Source organism: Kouleothrix sp. (genome assembly GCF_046328425.1).
In the GTDB taxonomy this organism is placed as follows: domain Bacteria; phylum Chloroflexota; class Chloroflexia; order Chloroflexales; family Roseiflexaceae; genus Kouleothrix.
In genome coordinates this window covers 38,352-57,465 of sequence record NZ_JAXLWP010000040.1, presented here as the reverse complement: position 1 = coordinate 57,465, position 19,114 = coordinate 38,352, and the positions used below count along the sequence as shown (strand labels likewise).

The 19,114-nt window shown below is 66.2% G+C and carries 16 protein-coding genes and 1 pseudogene; 10 read left to right on the top strand and 7 right to left on the bottom strand.

The annotated features are described in order from the left end of the window. The first annotated feature begins 31 nt into the window (after positions 1-31). Positions 32-940 (top strand): hypothetical protein, encoded by a 909-nt coding sequence (locus U0177_RS26760; protein ID WP_409573739.1) that lies wholly within the window; start codon positions 32-34, stop codon positions 938-940. A gap of 3 nt (positions 941-943) precedes the next feature. Here the strand turns inward: U0177_RS26760 and U0177_RS26755 are convergent, their stop codons facing one another. The 4 genes from U0177_RS26755 to U0177_RS26740 form a co-directional block, all read right to left on the bottom strand. Next, on the bottom strand, positions 944-2,032 hold the full coding sequence (locus U0177_RS26755) for a DNA topoisomerase IB (RefSeq protein ID WP_409573738.1): 1,089 nt from the start codon (positions 2,030-2,032) through the stop codon (positions 944-946). Positions 2,033-2,265: 233 nt separating this feature from the next. Next, positions 2,266-4,002 (bottom strand): ABC transporter ATP-binding protein, encoded by a 1,737-nt coding sequence (locus U0177_RS26750; protein WP_409573737.1) that lies wholly within the window; start codon positions 4,000-4,002, stop codon positions 2,266-2,268. 725 nt (positions 4,003-4,727) lie between these two features. Beyond that, positions 4,728-5,138, bottom strand: coding sequence for a thioredoxin family protein (locus U0177_RS26745; RefSeq protein WP_409573736.1), 411 nt, complete (start codon positions 5,136-5,138; stop codon positions 4,728-4,730). A gap of 79 nt (positions 5,139-5,217) precedes the next feature. Beyond that, positions 5,218-5,670 (bottom strand): DUF4395 domain-containing protein, encoded by a 453-nt coding sequence (locus U0177_RS26740; protein ID WP_409573735.1) that lies wholly within the window; start codon positions 5,668-5,670, stop codon positions 5,218-5,220. Between the two features lie 85 nt (positions 5,671-5,755). Between U0177_RS26740 and U0177_RS26735 the strand changes: the two genes are divergently transcribed. Then, the gene (locus tag U0177_RS26735) at positions 5,756-6,727 is read left to right on the top strand and encodes a phosphotransferase family protein (protein WP_409573734.1); all 972 of its coding nucleotides are present in this window, start codon (positions 5,756-5,758) and stop codon (positions 6,725-6,727) included. A gap of 342 nt (positions 6,728-7,069) precedes the next feature. Next, a complete protein-coding gene (serC, locus tag U0177_RS26730) occupies positions 7,070-8,155 on the top strand; it encodes a 3-phosphoserine/phosphohydroxythreonine transaminase (protein ID WP_409573741.1) in 1,086 nt (361 codons plus the stop codon). 5 nt (positions 8,156-8,160) lie between these two features. Here the strand turns inward: serC and U0177_RS26725 are convergent. The 3 genes and pseudogenes from U0177_RS26725 to U0177_RS26715 all read right to left on the bottom strand — a co-directional run. After that, positions 8,161-8,376, bottom strand: a pseudogene (locus U0177_RS26725) (helix-turn-helix domain-containing protein); the annotation flags it as partial. A 40-nt stretch (positions 8,377-8,416) separates the two neighbouring features. After that, entirely contained in the window at positions 8,417-10,711 is a 2,295-nt protein-coding gene (locus U0177_RS26720; RefSeq protein ID WP_409573733.1) for an antitoxin AF2212-like protein, read from the bottom strand. Between the two features lie 72 nt (positions 10,712-10,783). Further along, positions 10,784-11,641, bottom strand: coding sequence for a metallophosphoesterase (locus tag U0177_RS26715; RefSeq protein WP_409573732.1), 858 nt, complete (start codon positions 11,639-11,641; stop codon positions 10,784-10,786). 239 nt (positions 11,642-11,880) lie between these two features. On the opposite strand from U0177_RS26715, the gene U0177_RS26710 reads away from it, so the two are divergent. The 7 genes from U0177_RS26710 to U0177_RS26680 all read left to right on the top strand — a co-directional run bounded on the left by U0177_RS26710 (position 11,881) and on the right by U0177_RS26680 (position 19,089). Then, entirely contained in the window at positions 11,881-12,201 is a 321-nt protein-coding gene (locus U0177_RS26710) for an FmdB family zinc ribbon protein (RefSeq protein ID WP_409573731.1), read from the top strand. 169 nt (positions 12,202-12,370) lie between these two features. Further along, complete coding sequence (gene epsC / locus U0177_RS26705) at positions 12,371-13,138, top strand: serine O-acetyltransferase EpsC (RefSeq protein ID WP_409573730.1); 768 nt, start codon at positions 12,371-12,373, stop codon at positions 13,136-13,138. Between the two features lie 54 nt (positions 13,139-13,192). Further along, complete coding sequence (cysS, locus tag U0177_RS26700) at positions 13,193-14,617, top strand: cysteine--tRNA ligase (protein WP_409573729.1); 1,425 nt, start codon at positions 13,193-13,195, stop codon at positions 14,615-14,617. 237 nt (positions 14,618-14,854) lie between these two features. Then, positions 14,855-15,832 carry a 50S ribosomal protein L11 methyltransferase gene (locus U0177_RS26695; protein ID WP_409573728.1) on the top strand — a complete coding sequence of 326 codons (978 nt, stop codon included), beginning with the start codon at positions 14,855-14,857 and terminating at the stop codon, positions 15,830-15,832. Continuing rightward, on the top strand, positions 15,829-16,788 hold the full coding sequence (locus U0177_RS26690; protein WP_409573727.1) for a hypothetical protein: 960 nt from the start codon (positions 15,829-15,831) through the stop codon (positions 16,786-16,788). The genes U0177_RS26695 and U0177_RS26690 overlap by 4 nt, the downstream gene beginning before the upstream one ends. A gap of 9 nt (positions 16,789-16,797) precedes the next feature. Then, positions 16,798-17,649: an RsmE family RNA methyltransferase gene (locus tag U0177_RS26685; RefSeq protein ID WP_409573726.1), complete on the top strand. Its 852-nt coding sequence runs from the start codon at positions 16,798-16,800 to the stop codon at positions 17,647-17,649. An 87-nt stretch (positions 17,650-17,736) separates the two neighbouring features. After that, on the top strand, positions 17,737-19,089 hold the full coding sequence (locus tag U0177_RS26680) for a S41 family peptidase (RefSeq protein ID WP_409573725.1): 1,353 nt from the start codon (positions 17,737-17,739) through the stop codon (positions 19,087-19,089). Positions 19,090-19,114: the final 25 nt, after the last annotated feature.

Here is a 19,114-nt window from a genome sequence, read left to right as displayed (position 1 = left end):
GTCTGAATAGCGAACGATGGAAGGAACGCCAATGAAATATATCGCCCTGGCCATACTCGCGGCCGCGCTGCTGGCCGGCTGCGGCACGCCCGAGGCCGCCAGCCCCGCCCAGCTGCCGCAGCCCTCGCCGAGCATCACGGCGGCGCCCGTGCCAAACACCACGCCGACGCTAAGCCCCACGCGCACCGCCATCCCGGCCGAGTGCAAGATCGTCCAGCTGACGCCGCAGCCAAACAGCGTGCCGCCCTGGCCCGGCCCCGGCGAGACGATCATCTCGGCCGACGGCTGGCAGCGCGTCGTCTGCCCCACCACCACGCCAATCACGGCGCCCGCCGCCACCGCCGCACAGGCCGCGCCAGCCACCAGCGCTCCGCTTGGCGGCGGCAGGCCCTGCCCCGACCGCTTCGCACAGGGCGAGGGCGCGCCCACACCGGCCGAGCGCAACGACACCGGCACCGACCCGGCGCCCTGCCTGCCGGCGGCGCGGCTCGACCCAAGCGCCCCGCCCGCGCCGGTGTGCCCGCCGATCGACGACCACCCGCCGCCGCTGCAGCGCCCAACCAGCGTCGGCCGGCCGGCCGGCTGCGCCACCACAACGCCGAACACCCGCACCGGCGCGAGCGGCAGCACGCCCACGCCCATCCAGGGCCAGCGCATGATCGGCCTACCCAGCCAGGGGCAAACGATCGAGCTGCAGGTGGGCGAGACGCTCGAGCTGCGGCTGACCGGCGAGATGGAGTGGACCGTGCGCGTCGGCGACGCGCAGGTGATCGAGCGGATGGACGGCCAGCTCGTGAAAGGCAGCCAGGGCGTGTTCCGCGCGCTGGCGCCCGGCACGTCGGCGCTCGAGGCCGACGGCGAGCCGCTGTGCCGCAGGGCCATGCCCGCCTGCGCCTCGCCGTCGTTTCACTACAGCGTCACGATCGCGGTACACTCGTAGCGGCTAGCCCGCGCCGTGCTCGCGCGCGAGGCGGCCCATCAGCAGGCCCATGACGGCGGCCTCCTCGGGCGGCAGGTCGGCCAGGCGCTCGGCTAGCTCGTGATCGAGCCGCTGCTGCAGCGTTGCGATTAGCGAGCCGTCCAGGTAGGCGTTGAGCACGGCCGGGTGCACGTAGCACTTGCGGCAGATCGCGGGCGTATTGCCCAGGCGCTCCGAAACGCGCTCGATCGCGCGCACCACGTTCTTCTTGGCCTGCGACTCGCTGTCGAATGCGGCGAACTCTTGCAGCGCCAGCGCCGCCAGCACCGTGCCGGCCCAGGTGCGGAAATCCTTGGCGGTGAAATCCTGGCCGCTGATCGCACGCAGGTAGTCGTTCACGTCGGCCGAGTCGATCGTCTGGCGCTGGCCTTCCTCGTCGATGTACTGGAACAGCTCGTAGCCCGGCAGGTCGCGGCAGCGCTTGACGATCCGCGCCAGCCGCCGGTCGGTCAGCGCGACGCTGTGGCTCTTGCCGCTCTTGCCGCGAAACTGAAATCGCACCGTCGCGCCCTCGATACGCACATGCCGGTCGCGCATCGTCGTAAGGCCGAACGACCTGTTGGTTTTGGCGTACTCCTCGTTGCCGACGCGGATGAGCGTGGTTTCGAGCAGGCGCACCACCCCGGCCAGCACTTTGTCGCGCGGCAGCCCCGGCAGCCCCAGGTCGCGCTCGACGTGCGCGCGGATGCCCGGCAGCGCCTGGCCAAACGCGACCATGCGGCCGTACTTTGTGTCGTCGCGCAGGGCGCGCCAGCGCGGGTGGTAGCGGTACTGCTTGCGCCCGCGCGCGTCGCGGCCGGTGGCCTGCAGGTGGCCGCTCGGGTCGGCGCAGATCCACACGTCCTCGTAGGCCGGCGGGATGCCGAGCTTCCTGATGCGCTCGAGCGTGGCCGCGTCGCGGATGGGCTTGCCGTCGAGCCCAATGTAGCTGAAGTGCTTGCCGGCGCGCTTGCGGCGGATGCCCGGCTGCGTGTCGGCGACATAGCGCAGCCCGGCGGCCTTGGCCGAAGCGGCCGGGTCCGGGCGGGTGGCTTCTGGTGCTGGTGTGGTCATGGCTAGTGTTACTCATACCAAATTCGCTTGATTACGTACATTTTGGTGGGGGTTTGGGGCGGCTTCGCCGCCCCTTTCCTTTTGTGTGGCACGACGTGGCAAAGCCACGTCGTGCCACACAATCGATACATGATCAAGCGAACAGCGTATCATATGCTCGCAGGCGACTGTGCGAAGACTCAAGCAAACGCCATACCACCAGAGCACGGCGCGGCTCAGGCCGGCGCGTTACGCTAGATCGTCAGCTGCACGGCGTATAAGCTGGCGTATACGCCATCGGCCTCCAGCAGCTCCGCGTGCGTCCCCTGCTCCTCGATGCCGCTGTCGGTCAGCACCACAATGCGCTGCGCCTTGCGCACCGTCGAGAGCCGGTGGGCGATCACGATCGTCGTGCGGCCGTGCGCCAGCTGCTCCATCGAGCTTTGAACCGCGCGCTCGCTCTCGTTATCCAGCGCGCTGGTGGCCTCGTCGAAAATAATAATCGGCGGGTTCTTCAAAAACGCGCGCGCGATGCTCAAGCGCTGCTTCTGCCCACCCGAAAGCCTGACGCCGCGCTGGCCGATGTCGGTATCGTAGCCATGCGGCAGCGCCGCAATAAACTCGTGGGCATTCGCCTGCTTCGCCGCCGCGATGATCTCGGCGCGGGTCGCGCCGGCTTTGCCATAGCCAATATTGTCGGCGACCGTTCCGGCAAACAGGTACACGTCCTGCTGCACAACCCCGATGCTCGCGCGCAGCGAGCGCAGGCTGATCTGCCTGATATCGATGCCATCGAGCAGTATCGCCCCGCCGCCAACCTCGTAGAAGCGCGGGATCAGCGAGCACAGCGTTGTTTTGCCGGCGCCGGAAGGCCCGACCAGCGCGATATACTCGCCGGCCTGAATATCCAGCGAGATATTCCTGAGCACGTGATCGTACTCTTCGTTGTACCTGAAGCTTACGCCGCGAAACTCAATATGCCCGCGCACATGCGCCAGCTCGATCGCGCCAGGCGACTCACGGATCTCCGGCTCCACCTCCATGATCTCCATGAATCGCGCGAACCCGGTGATACCTTCTTGATACAGGCGCGCGAAGTTCACGAATCGCTGGATCGGCTCGACCAGCGCGCCAATATACAGCAGATACGTTGTCAGGTCGGCCAGGTCGAGTGAAGCGTGCACGATCGCGCGGCTGCCGAAGATGATCACGGCGATCGTGATCAGCTGGGTAAATACCGACATTCCCTGATAAAAGAATGTCTCACTGCGGTAGCCGTCGCGCCGGCTGGCGACAAAGCGCCCATTCGCGCTGGCGAACTTGGCCTGCTCGGCATCCTCGTTGGTAAACGACTGCACCACGCGGATGCCCGCGAGCGTATCTTCTACCTGCGCATTAATATCGCCGACGCGGTTCTTGCTCACCCACAGCGCGCGATTCATTGTTTTGTTGAAATACATGGCATACACGATCATCACCGGGAAAAACAGAAATACGATCAGCGTCAGCCCGGGGTTGATCGTGCTTAGGATCGCGAACACGCCAACAAACTTCAGCACGCCGATCAGCATATCTTCCGGCCCATGGTGGCACAGCTCGCTGATTGCCTCAAGATCATTCGTGACGCGCGTCATGAGCTGGCCGGTCTGCTGCTGATCGTAAAAGCGAAACGATAGCTTCTGAAAGTGCGCGAAGATATCGCGGCGCATGTCGCTCTCCATCAGCGTGCCCATCATATGCCCGCGGTAGTCGACAAACGTGTTGCACACGAGGTAAACGGCCACCAGGGCGAGCATAAGCGCGCCAACCGTATAGATCTGGCCTAGCACATTCGGCGCGTTGCCTTCGAGTATATTTTTCGTGATATAGCGCGCGCACAGCGGCAGAATCAGCGTCACCGCCGAAACAACGCACGCGCACACCAGGTCGGCCACCAGCAGGCCAAGGTAGGGTCGGTAATACGATAGAAAGCGCTTGCTACGAGCACTCATGCATATCTCCCATAAAGCTCGGGGGAACAACAACGCGGCCACGGGGAACTCCCGTGGCCGCGAATCGATCGGTTGGTTATGAATCAGACGGCCACGGTGTGGCGTACACCCGTGGCCGTTGTTGTTTCTTGCGATTAGACAAACAGGGCTGTATCAGGCGGCCAGGCGCGGCACGAGGCCACGCTGCGGCAGCATACTCCTACAGCATCGTTGCCGCCACCGGCGCGCCCCACGCACGGGCGCCGCGCCGATCGGCGGATGTTCTCACGCAGACACTTGGTTAAAGGGCGCGCTCCACAAACAAGCAGGCCACGCCGCGCGAGGCGGCGCCGGCACGCTCGGGCAGGTTGTGGAAAAAGTAAGCCATTGTCGCGCCTCCTGAACAGCTCGGCAAAGAGGCCAAAGCATACCACGCACACCCCGAGGAGTCAAGGCGCTCGGCAGGCCCGAGCAGCGCTCGCGCAACGTCTTTCGACCCCTCACCTGTCAGGGGAGGGGGAAACACATCTGGCTTTGTGGTGCGGCGCCGCCGCGACCGCACCACAAAGCCAACAATATCCCCTCTCCGCGCGCGGGAGAGGGGGTAAGGGGGTGAGGGCCCCCCCCCCCCCCCCCCCCCCCCCCCCCCGACGTTGCACGAGCCCTGGCAGGCCCGAGCAGCGCTCGCGCAGGGCCAAACCCTCGCTCCCTTCCCCTGCTCCCAGGCGCGAGAGGAGCAGAGCGCGCTAGCCCACCGTGGTGACCTGCTCGCGCAGCTTTTGGTCGCTGGCATAGCCCAAGTTGAGGTGCCGCACCACGCCGCGCCGATCGAGCACCACCGTGGCCGGAACCGTCAGGATGCCGATCCGGTCGACTAGCTCGGGGTGTTCGAGCGCCGAGAGCGTGCGGATCGTCACGGCGTCGCCAAGCGCGCCGGCCAGCCGCGCGAGTGCGGGCGACTGGCGCGTGCGGCACTCGGCGCAGCTTGGCGTCGAGAACGAGACAATCGCCGGGCGGCCAAGCGGCGCGAAGCTCGCCAGCGGCGCGTTGTCGCGCAGGCCGCGCAGCTTCCAGGCGCGCCATAGCCGCAGCAACCACCAGCCCGCCGCAACCGCCAGCGCCAGGCCAGCCAGAATGGCAAATCGTTCGATGATCATCACTACTCACCAAACACAAGAACGCAAGGCTAAGCAAACAGGCGAAGCAATAGCTCGCGCCTTTGCCTTCCGGGCTCGGCTAGCCGCGCAGGCGCGCGAGCTGGAAGTAGACAAAGCAGCCGGCGCAGAAGCCGAAGAACAGGTTCACCGCCGCCAGCACGATCACCACAAACGCCAGCGCCCAGCCCAGCGTCGTCGCGCCCGCGAACAGCGCCAGGCTCGCAGCCAGCAGCACCGCCGCGCCCATGCCCTGGGCAAACCGGTGCGGCGCCGGATCCTCGGCGCGCAGATCGGGCCGCAGCAGCCCCGCCGGCCGCAGTATGTCGCGGTAGACCCGCTGGAACAGCGCCGCCTGCGGAATGGCCGTGCCCAGCGCCATCACCGCGCATACAAACGCCACAAGCCACGGCTGGTCGGCGAGAAACGCCAGCGCCAGAAGCGCTATAATAAACGCCTGGTTCGTTCGTAGCGCCGTGTGATCGACCTGCCCGCGCGCCCCCGCCGGGCGGCTGGAAACCGCCTCGCTGTGCATACACCACTCCAATCGTTACATGCGCCTATAAGTGTATAAATATGATATGGTAACTAAACAACCTTGTCAAGCGTGAAGGGCAACCATGCAGAGCATCTCGAAAACGCGGATCGCGCCAGCCACCGCCGCCGCGATCGTCGAGCGGGCATTCGGCGCCGACGCGGCGCTCGCCGAGCTTCAGGAGCTAACCGAAGGGTTTTTCAACGCGGCCTACCTGCTTAGGCTGGCAGGCGGGCGCCGCTGCGTGCTGAAGATCGCACCGCCGGCCAACGTGCCGGTGCTGCGCTACGAGCGCAACATCATCTACGCCGAGGTCGCCACCATCGAGCTGGTGCGGGCGGGCACCAGCGTGCCGGCGCCGGCCGTGCTCCACTTCGACGACACGTGCCAGCTGGTTGGCAGCCCATACTTCCTGATGGAGTACCTACCGGGCGTGCCGCTGCACCACCTGCGCCAGCGGCTCAGCGCCGCCGAGCAGCAGCCAATCGACAGGGCGATTGGCGAGTACCTGCGCGAGATCAACGCGATCGGCGGCGCGGCGTTTGGCTACGCGGCCCCCGGCGCGCCGCGCTATGCCTGCTGGAAGGATGCGTTTCTGGCCATGCTCGACGGCGTGCTGGCCGACGGCCAGGCGCTTGGCATCGCGCTGCCGCGGCCCTACGCCACATTGCGCGAGCAGGTGGCCCGGCAGGCGCACGCCCTCGCGCCGATCGGCACGCCGCAGCTGGTGCACTGGGATCTATGGGACGGGAACATCTTCGTCGACCCCGAAACCCGCCAGATCAGCGGCGTGATCGACTTCGAGCGCGCGCTGTGGGGCGACCCGCTGATCGAAGTGCAGTTTCGCACCGCCGAGCTTCCAGCCGGGTTCGCCGCAGGTTACGGCGCCAGCCCGCTCGAGCAGCCCGGCGCACCAGCGCGGCGCGTGCTCTACAATATCTACCTCTACCTGATCATGATTATCGAGTGCACCTACCGCCAGTTCCCCACCAACGACCAGGAGCTATGGGCGCGCGAGCAGCTCGGCCAGGAGCTGGCCCGGCTCGACGCGCTGTAGGCCAGCCGGCGTTCTGTGATATACTTCTCAATCTCACAGGCCTTACGCGGTGCGCGTTTTGCCTTCGGCAGAGCGGTACTTTTTCATGGATGGTGCTGAGATGTTGGCGCTTTGCGCCAACATCTGAGAGCCTGTTTGAAAAGGTGCGCGAGGGGCTATGCCCCTCGCACTTCCCTTCTGGCGGGTGGCGGCCACGAATGTGGCCGCCACCCGCCAGAACAAGTGGATACTTGGAGGGACTTCGTCCTCCAAACCACCCTTTTCAAACAACTTCTGAGCACAAAAGAAGGGGTAGGGGCGCGACCTATCGCGCCCATATAGTGTCAAGAGGAGGTTATGTCGATGAGCCAGGTGTACAATTTCAACGCCGGCCCAGCCATTCTGCCGCAGCCAGTGCTCGAGCAGGCCCAGCGTGAGCTGCTCGACTACCAGGGCCGCGGCATGTCGATTATGGAGATGAGCCATCGCTCCAAAGAGTACGAGGCGATCAACAGCGCCGCCGAGGCCACCTTCAAGCGCCTGCTCGGCCTGGGCGACGACTACCGCGTGCTGTTTGTGCAGGGCGGCGCCAGCACGCAGTTCGCCATGCTGCCGCTCAACTTTCTGCCGCCCGGCTCCAGCGCCGACTATATCATCACCGGCGCGTGGGGCGAAAAGGCCCACGAAGAAGCCGCCAAGCTCGGCCAGGCCAACATCGCCGCCAGCACCAAAGACAGCAACTACTCGCGCACCGCGCGCGCCGACGAGATCAGCCTGACCGACGGCGCGGCGTATGTGCACATCACCTCGAACGAAACCATCCAGGGCGTGCAGTTCGCCAGCTTCCCCGACACAGGCGACCGCCCGCTGGTAGCCGACATGAGCAGCGACATCCTCTCGCGCCCATTCGACGCCAGCAAGTTCGCGCTGATCTACGCCGGCGCGCAGAAGAACCTCGGCCCCTCGGGCGTGACGGTGGTGCTGGTGCGCCAGAGCTGGCTGAAAGACGCAGCCAGAACCGCGCCGACGATGCTACGCTACGAGACGCACGCCAAAAACAATTCGCTCTATAACACGCCGCCGGTGTTTGGCGTATACGTGCTGAACCTGGTGCTCGACTGGATCGAGGAGCACGGCGGGCTCGCAGGCATGGCCGCGCGCAACGAGCAGAAGGCGCGCCTGATCTACGACGCGATCGACGGCAGCGGCGGCTTCTATCGTGGCCACGCCGCCCCGGCCGACCGCTCGCGCATGAATGTCACCTTCCGCCTCCCCAGCGAAGCGCTCGAAAAGCAGTTCGTCGCCGAATCAGTCGCCGCCGGAATGGTCGGGCTGGCCGGGCACCGCTCGGTTGGCGGCATTCGCGCGTCGATCTACAACGCCATGACGCCCGAGGGATGCCAGGCGCTGGCCGGCTTCATGGAGGAGTTTGCGCGGAAGCATGGGTAGGCGCGCTACTCGCCGCCGTGGCCCAGGCCGGCGCGGCAGGCGCGGGCGCTCGCCTCGGCACGATCGGCAGCCTCGAGCTTGCCGAAAATATTCGACACGTGGTTGCGCACAGTTTTGAGGCTCACCACCAGGCGCGCGGCGATCTCGGCGCTGCTCCAGCCCTGCGCGATCAGGCCCAGGATCTCGCGCTCACGCTCGGTCAGCTCGGGGAAGGGCGGCGCCGGATCGGGCGCTGGAGGGCGAAGAACTGCACCTGGGAATTCACTCAAACGAGATCTCGCGCACGTGGATATGCACATCTTCGGGAGGAGTGGTGTCGGTGAGCTCGAGCCGCAGCTGGTGCACCGTCTGCGGGCCATCGGCGAACGTGTAGTCGATCTGCAGATCCTCGTTCGCGTCACGGTACTCGCTGGTATACACATGCGGCGCGCCGCCGTCGGCCGGGGTAAGCACGATCTTCAGCGCCAGGTTCATGCGCGCCACCAGCAGCTTCACCGCCTTGAGGGTTTTGGGTGTGGGGAAAGTAAATTCGAGCACTAGCGGGTTGGCCTCCTGCCCGCGGATCAGCGTTTCCGGCCGGCTATCGAACAGATCAGCGAGCTGGCCAATATCGAGCTGCGAGTAGCGCACCGCCACCTGCTGGCCGTCGAGCGCGATCGTCGCTTCCTGCAGCTGCTGGCGCGCGGCAGCTTCGGCTGCGAATACCGCCGCCGCATCAGGCACATAGCGCATACGCACAAACTCGAAACCTGGGCGGCCGTCGGGGTAGTTCAGTACGCGCTCGGGCGCGTCGATCGCCAGCTTGCCACTCTCCATGGCTTGCTGCAGGTCGTCGGGCGAAAATACAAACAGCTCGGCCGGATCGATCGAGCGCTGCTTGGCGAGGTAGTAGTTCATGCCCTGCGTTCTCACGCGCGGCAGCTGCGCTGGGGTCAGAAAGAACGCGACCAGCGCATTGGTGTTGTTGGCCCAGTCGGGCGACATCACAACCCGCGTGTTTGGGTCGCTCTCCAGCTCTTCGCCGATCGCGTCGAACAGCTGCTGCCCGCCATACTGCATGCCATACAGCCCATAGTCGCTATACCACGTCGGCCCGCTGGTCAGCGCCGCGCGCAGCATCCCGAAGCTCAGCACGCAGAGCAGCGCGCCGCTGGCTAGGCCCAGCGCCTGGCGCGCTCGCGGCTGGCGCACCCAGGCTAGCAGCTGGTTCAAGCCGAGGCAGATCAGCAGCGTGGCCGGCACAACCATCGCCAGCGCGCGCGTGATTGCAATCGCCGCCAGCGCCGAGGAAAACGGCGCCGCCAGCAGCGCCACCAGCACCGCACGGTGCGCCGCCGATCGCCAGCGCCACAGGCATACCCCTAGCCCTACCAGCACAAACGGCAGCGCCAGCGGCGAGAGGTGGCCCATGCCCTTCATCTGGTGGCGCACCAGGTCGGTATCATTAGGGAAAAACCAGTACACGGGGCTCAGGCCGAACAGGTAGGTCTTCGCAAACAGGGCCAGCTTTTCGCTTACCGGGATCGGCCGTATCAGGTATGAGTCGAGCGTCCGCAAATGGTATGTGAGCGCCTCGGGGTGCAGCACGCGAAAGCGCAGGTACTGCGACGCCAGCAGCGCGGCCAGCAGCGCCGCGCCGAGCAGCACCTTCCGGGGCTGGCGCAGGTGAAAGCGCAGATCCGAGATCAGCAGCAGCACGCCGCTGGCCAGCATCAGGCCCTGGCCATTCGCATAGCTGTAGAAGGTCGCGGCGCCAAAAATCAGCGCCACAAACAGGTAGCGCGGCGAGCGGTAGCGGTACAGCAGGTAGGCGCACAGGAAGCACGCGTAGAACGACACCGCCAGCACTACCTCGAAGGCCGTGCGCGAGTGCAGGAACCAGGCCGGCAGCGCCGCCAGCACCAGCGGGCCGGCCCACCACAGCCGGATCTGAAACACTAGCTTGAGCGTCAGCGCCAGCGCCAGCGCCGCCAGAACACTCACCAGCGCCGAGATACCCCGCGTCACCAGCACCGATTTGCCGAAAAGCGCCACGCCCACAAGGTGAATATATACGCTCAGGCTCAGGTTCCAGCGATCGTCGTTCTGAAAGTATGGCGGCAGAAACACGCCGGTGCTGTCGCGCAGGCCATTGCGTAGCAGCTGCTCGGCCTGCAGGGGATGTATCGCCTCGTCGCTGAAGAAGTAGATCGGGAAGCGCGTCAGCCCGATCGCACGCGTCAGCGCGTACACCAGCACGCCCAGCAGCAGCAGCAGCACGTCGCGCCGCGTGAGCGCGGCCAGCAGCCCTGCGCCTAGCGGGCGATCGAGCGCCTCGCCCAAGCGCGCGCGCCAGCTGGACGGCGAGGCGGGCACGGGCACGGCAATGGCGGGGGCGGGGTGATCAGGCGGGACAATATCGAGCAGCTGTAGGCGTACGCGCGCGCCAGACGGCAGATCAAGCGGCGCGAGAGGGCGCAGCACGCCGCCAGCATACACTGTATCGATGACACGCGCGGCGGTTGTTTCGGCCGCGCTTGGCGGCTCAAGCGGTTCGCTTGCTGCGTTGGATGTCAAGATTGCACACTCTGGGTCGGCGGGCACTGGCTATCGTAGATACCCTCAGTATAGCAAGCGCGTCAAGTCGCTCTAGAGCAGCTCGTCGTCGGCGCTGGTCACAGTGTCTGGGGCAACAACGACACCGTGCAGCACCCAGCCGTCGGCCGGGCGATAGATAAACCCCGGCCCGTCGAGGTACATACCACCATCGACATTCACGCACAGGCCGCCAGCATACACCAGCGGCTCGATCACCTCTTCGGGGAAGCAGTGGCGAACATAGCTGATTGGCGTGTGGCCGTGAACGATCCGGCGCCCGCCGAAATCGGCCAGCATCTGGGCCGCGCGCGCGGTGCCGTCGGGGTCGCTATCGTCAAATGCCTTGCGCTCGCCAAACTGGTCGAGCAGCCGATCCCACGCCGCCGCGTCGTCGGTGTGCAACAGCGCGCGGAAGCCGCGGTTCACCTGCTCGATCGTCGCGCCGTAGCTGCTGTAGAACGTCGCGTCGGCATGAATGAGCAGCATATCGTCCACCAGCGCCATAGCCGGCAGGCTGCTGATCCACTCGACGTGCCTGGCCGTCAGGCGCGCCAGGTCGTCGTCGTTGCCGCCATTACGCCGCCACGACCACAGAAACGTGCCGCTGTGCTCGGTGCGCGTCTCGCCAAAGCGCAGCGCCGAGAGGATCAGCGGCTCGTGGTTGCCAATCAGCGCCTCGACCTGCCCGCCGGCGTCGAAGGCCTCGGCTTGCAGCCGCATCACCAGATCGATCGTCTCGATCGCGGCTGGGCCGCGGTCAAAGAAATCGCCCATGAACCACAGCCGCGCCGCGCCGCCCATCCAGGCAAGCTCGTCGTCTACCAGGCCAGACGCGCGCAACAGCCAGGCGAGCTTGTCGTACTGGCCATGAATATCCCCAACGATATAGAGCGGTCCGGAGCTGATCATAGCGCACGTTCTCCTCGCACGGCGTCGCTGTGCAGCGTCGGCACAACATCACGTACGGGCCAGTCGGCTGGCCGCACCCCTATTGTACACACGAAAGATGATCGCCAGGTAAAGGGAAGTGATCCAATAGCTATCGAGAATCTAACAAAACTCCAACTCGCGCCGGTTTGATCAGGCCGCGCGGATCGTGTAAAATAGCAGCATACTTCAGAACCTACTCTTAGGAGGATAGCGCGGTTATGCCTACCTATGTCTACGCATGTGACTCGTGCGGCTCCCAGTTCGAGCAATTTCAGTCGTTCAAGGACGACCCGCTGCGAACCTGCCCGTCGTGCGCTGGCGCAGTGCGGCGCGTATTTCAGCCGGTGGGCATCGTATTCAAGGGCTCGGGGTGGTATATCACCGATAGCCGCAAATCCAGCAGCGCCACAGTCGGCGCCGAGGAGGCGGCGGCCAAGCCCGAATCCAAGAGCGAGTCGTCGAGCGGCGACACCGCCGCCAAGCCCGCGCCAGCGAGCACAACCAAGAGCAGCAGTGAAACGACGACCGCGAAAGCATAAGCTCGTTACCCGCTCTGGCCTGGCTCAAACCTCCCTGCCACCTCGGCGCAGCGGGGGCAAAAGGTTTGCGTGCATCTGTCGTTAGGGGCGTCGTCATTCCCGATGACGTCCCTGATTGCTGCACGGCCCTTTGCGTTCGCTCTCTCCGGATGTCACGGGAGGTTTTCTCATGGCCCTACGAGCCCAGCTGCTGGCCCTGCGCGACGACGTGCGCGCGATCTTTCGCAACGACCCGGCCGCGCGTAGCCTGGCCGAGGTGCTGCTCTACCCCGGCCTGCACGCGATCACCCTCCACCGCTTCGCCCACGCCCTGTGGCTGCGGCGCGTGCCGTTTCTGCCACGCCTGATCTCGCAGCTCGGCCGGTTTACTACCGGCATCGAGATCCACCCCGGCGCAACGATCGGCCACGGCTTCTTCATCGACCACGGCATGGGCGTGGTGATTGGCGAGACGGCCGAGATCGGCAACTGGGTGACGCTCTACCAGGGCGTGACGCTCGGCGGCACTGGCAAGCAGCGCGGCAAGCGCCACCCTACCCTCGAAGATCACGTCACCGTCGGCGTCGGCGCGATTGTCCTCGGCGCAATCACCCTCGGCGAAGGCGCCAAGATCGGCGGCGGCGCGGTGGTGGTGAAAGATGTGCCGCCGCACTCCACCGCCGTCGGCGTGCCCGCGCGCATTGTGATCACCCGCGACCCGGCCACCGGCGCCGAGCGGCGCGTTGAGTCGCTGCCCGACCCCGAGGGCCAGATGCTGCGCGGCCTGCGCCTCAAGGTGCTCGAGCTCGAAGAGCGCCTCACCGATGTCGAGGTCGCCAATAATCAACATCACATGGAGCATCACCTGAGCTTCGACGCGCTGCCCGACCAGCTGTGGGCCTCGCTCGGCGACAACAGCGCGCGCGATGAAGAGTATATGCTTGGGGCGGGCATTTAGCCGTCGGCCGCTGGCCTGGCTCCCCGATCCCCGATTCCGTACAAGGACACCAGCATGACCATCCAGATCTACAACACGCTCACCCGTAAAAAAGAGCCGCTCGAAACCGTCGAGCCTGGCGTCGTGCGCATGTATGTCTGCGGCGTCACCGTCTACGACCAGGCTCACATCGGCCACGCCATGTCGGCGCTGGTATTTGACGTGATCCGGCGCTACCTCGAGTTCCGCGGCTTCGAGGTGCGCCACGTCGTCAATTTCACCGACGTCGACGACAAGATCATCAACCGCGCCAATACGCTTGGCCGCGACCCGAAGGAGCTGGCCGAGGGCTACGTCACCGAGTTCCTGCGCGAGCTCAAGGCGCTGAATGTGCTGCCGGCCAGCGAGTACCCGCGCGCCACCGCGACGATGGACGAGATCCGCCAGTTCATCGCCCACCTGATCGACAGCGGCCACGCCTACGAGGCCGGCGGCGACGTGTACTTCAGCGTGCCCTCCGACCCCGACTACGGCAAGCTTTCCGGCCGCAACCTGGCCGATATGCTCGCCGGCACGCGCTTCGACGTCGACGAGCGCAAAAAGCACCCTGCCGACTTCGCGCTGTGGAAGGCCGCTAAGCCCGGCGAGCCGTTCTGGCCGAGCCCCTGGAGCGATGGCCGGCCCGGCTGGCATATCGAGTGCTCGGCCATGAACCTCAAGCACCTCGGCAGCCAGATCGACATCCACGGCGGCGGCAACGATCTGGTGTTTCCGCACCACGAAAACGAGATCGCCCAGACCGAAAGCCTCACCGGCGAGCCGTTCGCGCGCTTCTGGGTGCACAACGGCATGCTCCAGATCCACACCCGCGCCGACGACGGCAGCATCAAGATCGAGAAAATGTCGAAGTCGCTCGGCAATGTCGTCACGATCGGCCAGTTCCTTGGCCAGCACGAGGCCGATGTGCTGCGCCTGATCGTGCTTTCGAGCTACTACCGCAGCCCGCTGCTCTACGGCGACGAGATCGCCGCCGACCAGGAGCGCAAGCTGGCGCGCCTGCGCGGCGCGCTGGCGCCGGCCCACGGTGGCGCCGACGCTGGCACGGCCGCCGACCAGCTTGCCGCCGTAGTAGGCGGCACGCGCGCGCACTTCGTCGCGGCCATGGACGACGACTTCAACACCGCCGGGGCGCTGGCCGCGCTGTTCGAGCTGGTGCGCGCGATCAACACCGCCCGCGACGCCGGCGTGGGCGGCGCGCCGTTCGAGGCTGCCCAGGCCGCGCTGCGCGAGCTTGCTGGCGTGCTCGGCCTGACGCTCGCCGCGCCAGAAGCCACCGCCCAGCAGGCCGCGCCATTCATCGAGCTGCTGATCGAGCTGCGCGCCGAGCTGCGCAAAGCCAAGCAGTACGCGCTCGCCGATATGGTGCGCCAGCGCCTGGCTGGCCTCGACATCACGCTTGAAGACGGCCCGCAGGGCACACGCTGGAAAGCGACGAAGTAGCTGTCGGCTGTCATCAGCGAACAGCTTTTTTTACCTGCCAACGGCCGGCTGCTTACTGGCACAAGCTACGCGGTGGGTGTTTTTGCCCTCAGCAGAGCGCTCCTTTTTCGTTTCTCGTGCTCAGAAGATGGTGCTCCGCGCCACCTTCTGAGCACAGAAGATCGGCAGTTCCTTGCTGCCGCAGGCAGAATTGACGAACAACGCGGACCACCGCGTAATTCGCGTTACTGAGGCACTATGACCTGGCTAGAACTATCTGTCGATGTCGAGCCCGAGGCGGTCGAATCGATCAGCGAGCTGCTGGCGCAGTACGGCTACAACGGCGGCGTGGTGATCGACCAGCCAATCATTACCGGCGCCGACGGGCCTGAGTATACCTTCGACACCACGCGCCCGGTAACGATGCGCACCTACATCCCGCTCGACGAGCGCGCCGAAGAAGCGCGCCAGCGCCTCGAGCAGGCGCTGTGGCACTTCGGCCAGATGCGCGCGATCGGGCCGCTGGCGGTACGCCCGCTCGAAGAGGAAGATTGGGCCAACGCCTGGAAGCAGCACTATGCCATCCAGCGCATCGGCCAGCGCACGGTGATCGTGCCGTCGTGGCTCGAGTACCAGCCTGCCGACGACGATATCGTGCTGCGGCTCGACCCGGGCATGGCCTTTGGCACCGGCCTGCACCCAACTACCCAGCTGTGCATTGGCTACCTCGAGCAGTACGCCCGCGCTGGCCAGCGCGCGCTCGATCTGGGCTGCGGCTCGGGCATCCTGGCGATCGCCGCCGCTAAGCTTGGCGCGCACGTTCTGGCGCTCGACACCGACCCGATCGCCGTCGACGCGACGCGCGAAAACGTCGCGCGCAACGACGTGGCCGGGCAGGTAGCGGTGGACGAGGGCAGCCTTGGCGCCGGCAACCGCATGGGCCACTGGCTGGGCTGGGGCCAGGAACCAAGAACCGAAACCCAAGCGCCTGCCGATCCTGATCAGCTCTCAGGGTTCGACCTGATCGTCGCCAATATCATCGCGCGCGTGCTGGCCGCACTGGCCGCCGATCTGGCCGGCGCGCTCGCCCCCGGCGGAATTCTGATCAGCTCCGGCATCATCGCCGAGCGCGAACACGAAGTCGCCGAAGCTTTCGCCGCCGCTGGCCTCCTGCAGCACGAGCGCCGCCAAGAGGGCGACTGGGTCGCGCTTGTTCATCAAAAGGAGCGCTCATGACCGACATTGACGATCTGTCGCACCTGAATGACTACAGCTGGGGCGGCGACGGCAGCGACCTCAACCAGCCCGTGCGCGCCCACGTCGAGGCCGCGCTGCTGACCACCGACGGCAGCTACTCGCCGCCGCTCGACCGGCTGCTCACGCTGGGCAGCGTTCACGACCTGCCCGACCCCGAGGCTGCGCTCGGCGCGCTCGGGCTCGCCGAGGCGCACATCCCCGACCTGATCCGCATGGCCCGCGACCGCGCGCTGAACACGGTCGAAGACGATGTGCCCGAGGGCTGGGCGCCGATCTATGCGCTGCTGGCGCTGAAGCACCTGGATGTAAGCCAGCACGTCGCCGATCTGGTGCCGCTGTTCGACCTCGACAGCGAGTGGTTTGGCGAAGAGCTGCCGACCGTGCTTGGCAGAGCCGGTGCGCCCGCGCTTGGGCCGCTGCGCCAGTACCTCTACGACGCGTCGCGCTGGCACTATGGCCGCTGGAACGCCGCGTCGGCGCTGGCGGAGATCGGCAAGCAGCACCCCGAGCTGCGCGACCAGGCGATTGCGATCCTCGCCGAGACCATGGCCAATCAGGCCAACGATCCCGAAACAAACGGCTTTCTGCTCAGCTCGCTGCTCGCGCTCCATGCCACCGAAGCGCTGCCGGTCATCCGCGCGGTGTTCGAGCGCGACGCCGTCGACGTTTCGATCGCCGGCAGCTGGGGCGAGGTGCTCGAGGCGCTCGGCCAGCCGGTCGACCGCGACGACCCGCTGATCCAGCGCTCGAAGGCCCAGCGCCAGCAGCAGAGAGCGGCAAACCACTCGCAGTTTGGCACCTTCGGCAACCAGCGCGCCCAAACCGGCAGCTTCCCAAAGGCCACCGCCAATAAAGCTGCCAAACCCAGCAAGCGTAAGAGCAAGCGCAAGATCGCCTCTGCGTCGCGCAAAGCCAACAAGAAAAAGCGCCGGTAGGTGCCTGCTATGCCGAAACGCTCGCGCGCGCCCCAGCGCCAGACGACCACAAGCAATACCTACCGTTTCTTCGTCGAGGCCGGCGTGCTGCACGCCGGCACCGTGCGCATCGACGACCCCGATCTGGCGCATCAGGTCGGCACGGTGCTGCGGCTGCGCCCCGGCGAGCGCCTGATACTGCTCGACAACAGCGGCTGGCAGTATACCGTGGCGCTCAGCGCCGTCGAGCGCGGCTGCGTGGCCGGCGAGGTCGAGCGCAAAGAGCTGGCCGGCGGCGAGCCGCGCACGAAAGTCACGCTTTACGCCGCGCTGATGCGCCCCGAGCGCTTTGAGTGGGTGCTGCAGAAAGGCACCGAGCTAGGCGTTTCGGCGTTCGTGCCGCTGATCTGCGAGCGCAGCACCATCGGCGACGCCGACGCGCTGAGCGAGCACAAGCACGAGCGCTGGCGCCGGATCATCCGCGAGGCTGCCGAGCAGTCGCGCCGCGGCAAGCTGCCGCGCCTTGCCCCGGCCGTGATGTTCCCGGCCGCGTGCGATCAGGCCGCCAAGCGCGGCGCCGCCCTGCTGCTCTGGGAGGGCGCGGGCGTTGCTTCGCTGCGGCACGTGCTGCACCAGGGAAACAAAGACGCGAGCAAAGAGGTGCAGGGCGCCCTCGCTCTGCCGATCTCCCACTCTGCCGATCTCCCGTTCTCCGTCGCGCTGTTTAGCGGCCCCGAGGGCGGCTTCAGCCAGCACGAGCTCGAAACCGCCACCCGCTATGGTATCATTCCTGTAACACTTGGCCCGCGCACACTGCGTGCCGAAACCGCGCCGCTCGCCGCGACATCGGCAATTCTCTACGAAATGGGCGACCTTGAGTGAAGGCGCGGTGTCTGGCTTCGGATGCTGCCTCAACGCTGGGCCAACACCACACCCACAGGCCAAAACCAACGCTCACAAAGGCGGCGTATGACGACGACATTGCTGATCCTCAAGCGCGGCATTATCGCCGGGATCCTGCTCTGCTGCGGCTTTCTGGCCGGCTGGTTCAGCGCGATCGTGCTGGGCGGGCGCATCCCCTACGATGGCGATATCGCGGCCCTGCTCGGGCCGGGCCGCGCCGCGAACCAGGCCACCCCCGCTGAGCTGCGCACCCAGTTCGGCGTGTTCTGGGAGGTCTGGAACCTGGTCGAGGGCGAGTTCTACCACCACAGCCCGCTCGACCGCCAGAAGATGATCCAGGGCGCCATCCGCGGCATGCTCGACTCGCTTGGCGACCGCTATACTGTCTACCAGGAGCCCGACCTCGCCACCCAGACGCGCGACGATATGCAGGGCAAGATGGCGGGCATCGGCACCTACCTGCGCATCACCGACGGCCACGCGTTTATCTACAAGCCGATCAAAAATTCGCCGGCGCTGCAGGCCGGCCTCCGCCAGGACGACGAGATCGTCAGCATTGACGGCGACGCGGTGGTGCCCATGATCGCCGGGCTCGACACCACCCAGGCCGCCGTCAAGATCGCCGGGCGGCTGCGTGGCCCCGCCGGCACTATCGTGAAGCTCACGCTGCGCCGCGGCGACACCGGCCCATTCGAGGCGACGATCACCCGCGCCGACATCGTGGTTCCCAGCGTCGACAGCCAGCTGCTCAGCCAGGGGCTGGCCTACATCCGCATCAGCGAGTTCAAGGCCAACACCACCAGCGAGTTCGACACCGCCCTGCGCGGCCTGCTGCCGCGCAAGCCTCGCGGCATTATCCTCGATCTGCGCAACAACCCAGGCGGCTTTCTGCAAAACGCCCAGGACGTGCTCGGCCGCTTCTACAGCGGCGTGGCGCTCTACGAAGATAAAAACGGCCAGTCACTCGAACAGCTCGATACCCGGCCCGGCGGCAGCGACACGCGCGCCTACGAAATTCCGCTGGCAGTGCTGGTGAACAATGGCTCGGCCAGCGCCAGCGAGATCGTGGCCGGCGCGCTGCGCGACGCCCGCGCCAATACCTTCCTGATCGGCGACAAAACCTATGGCAAAGGTTCGGTTCAGAACATCCATACCCTGAGCGACGGCGGCAGCGCGCGCATTACCATCGCCCACTGGCTCACGCCCAACAAAAGCGAAATTCATAAGCTCGGCATCCTGCCTCAGTATTTCGTGCCCTACGCCGAAAGCCCCAGCGATGCCGTACCCTGCGTGGCCGACCGCCAGCCGCCGCCCGGCAGCAGCGCCTGCGCCGACTCGCAGCTCGCCAGCGCGATCCGCCTGCTCGACACCGGCCAGCCGCCGCCCGCGATTACGCCAACGCCCGCGCCGGCGCCGTGAAGCCGCCCGGCCCGCGCCTAGTGCA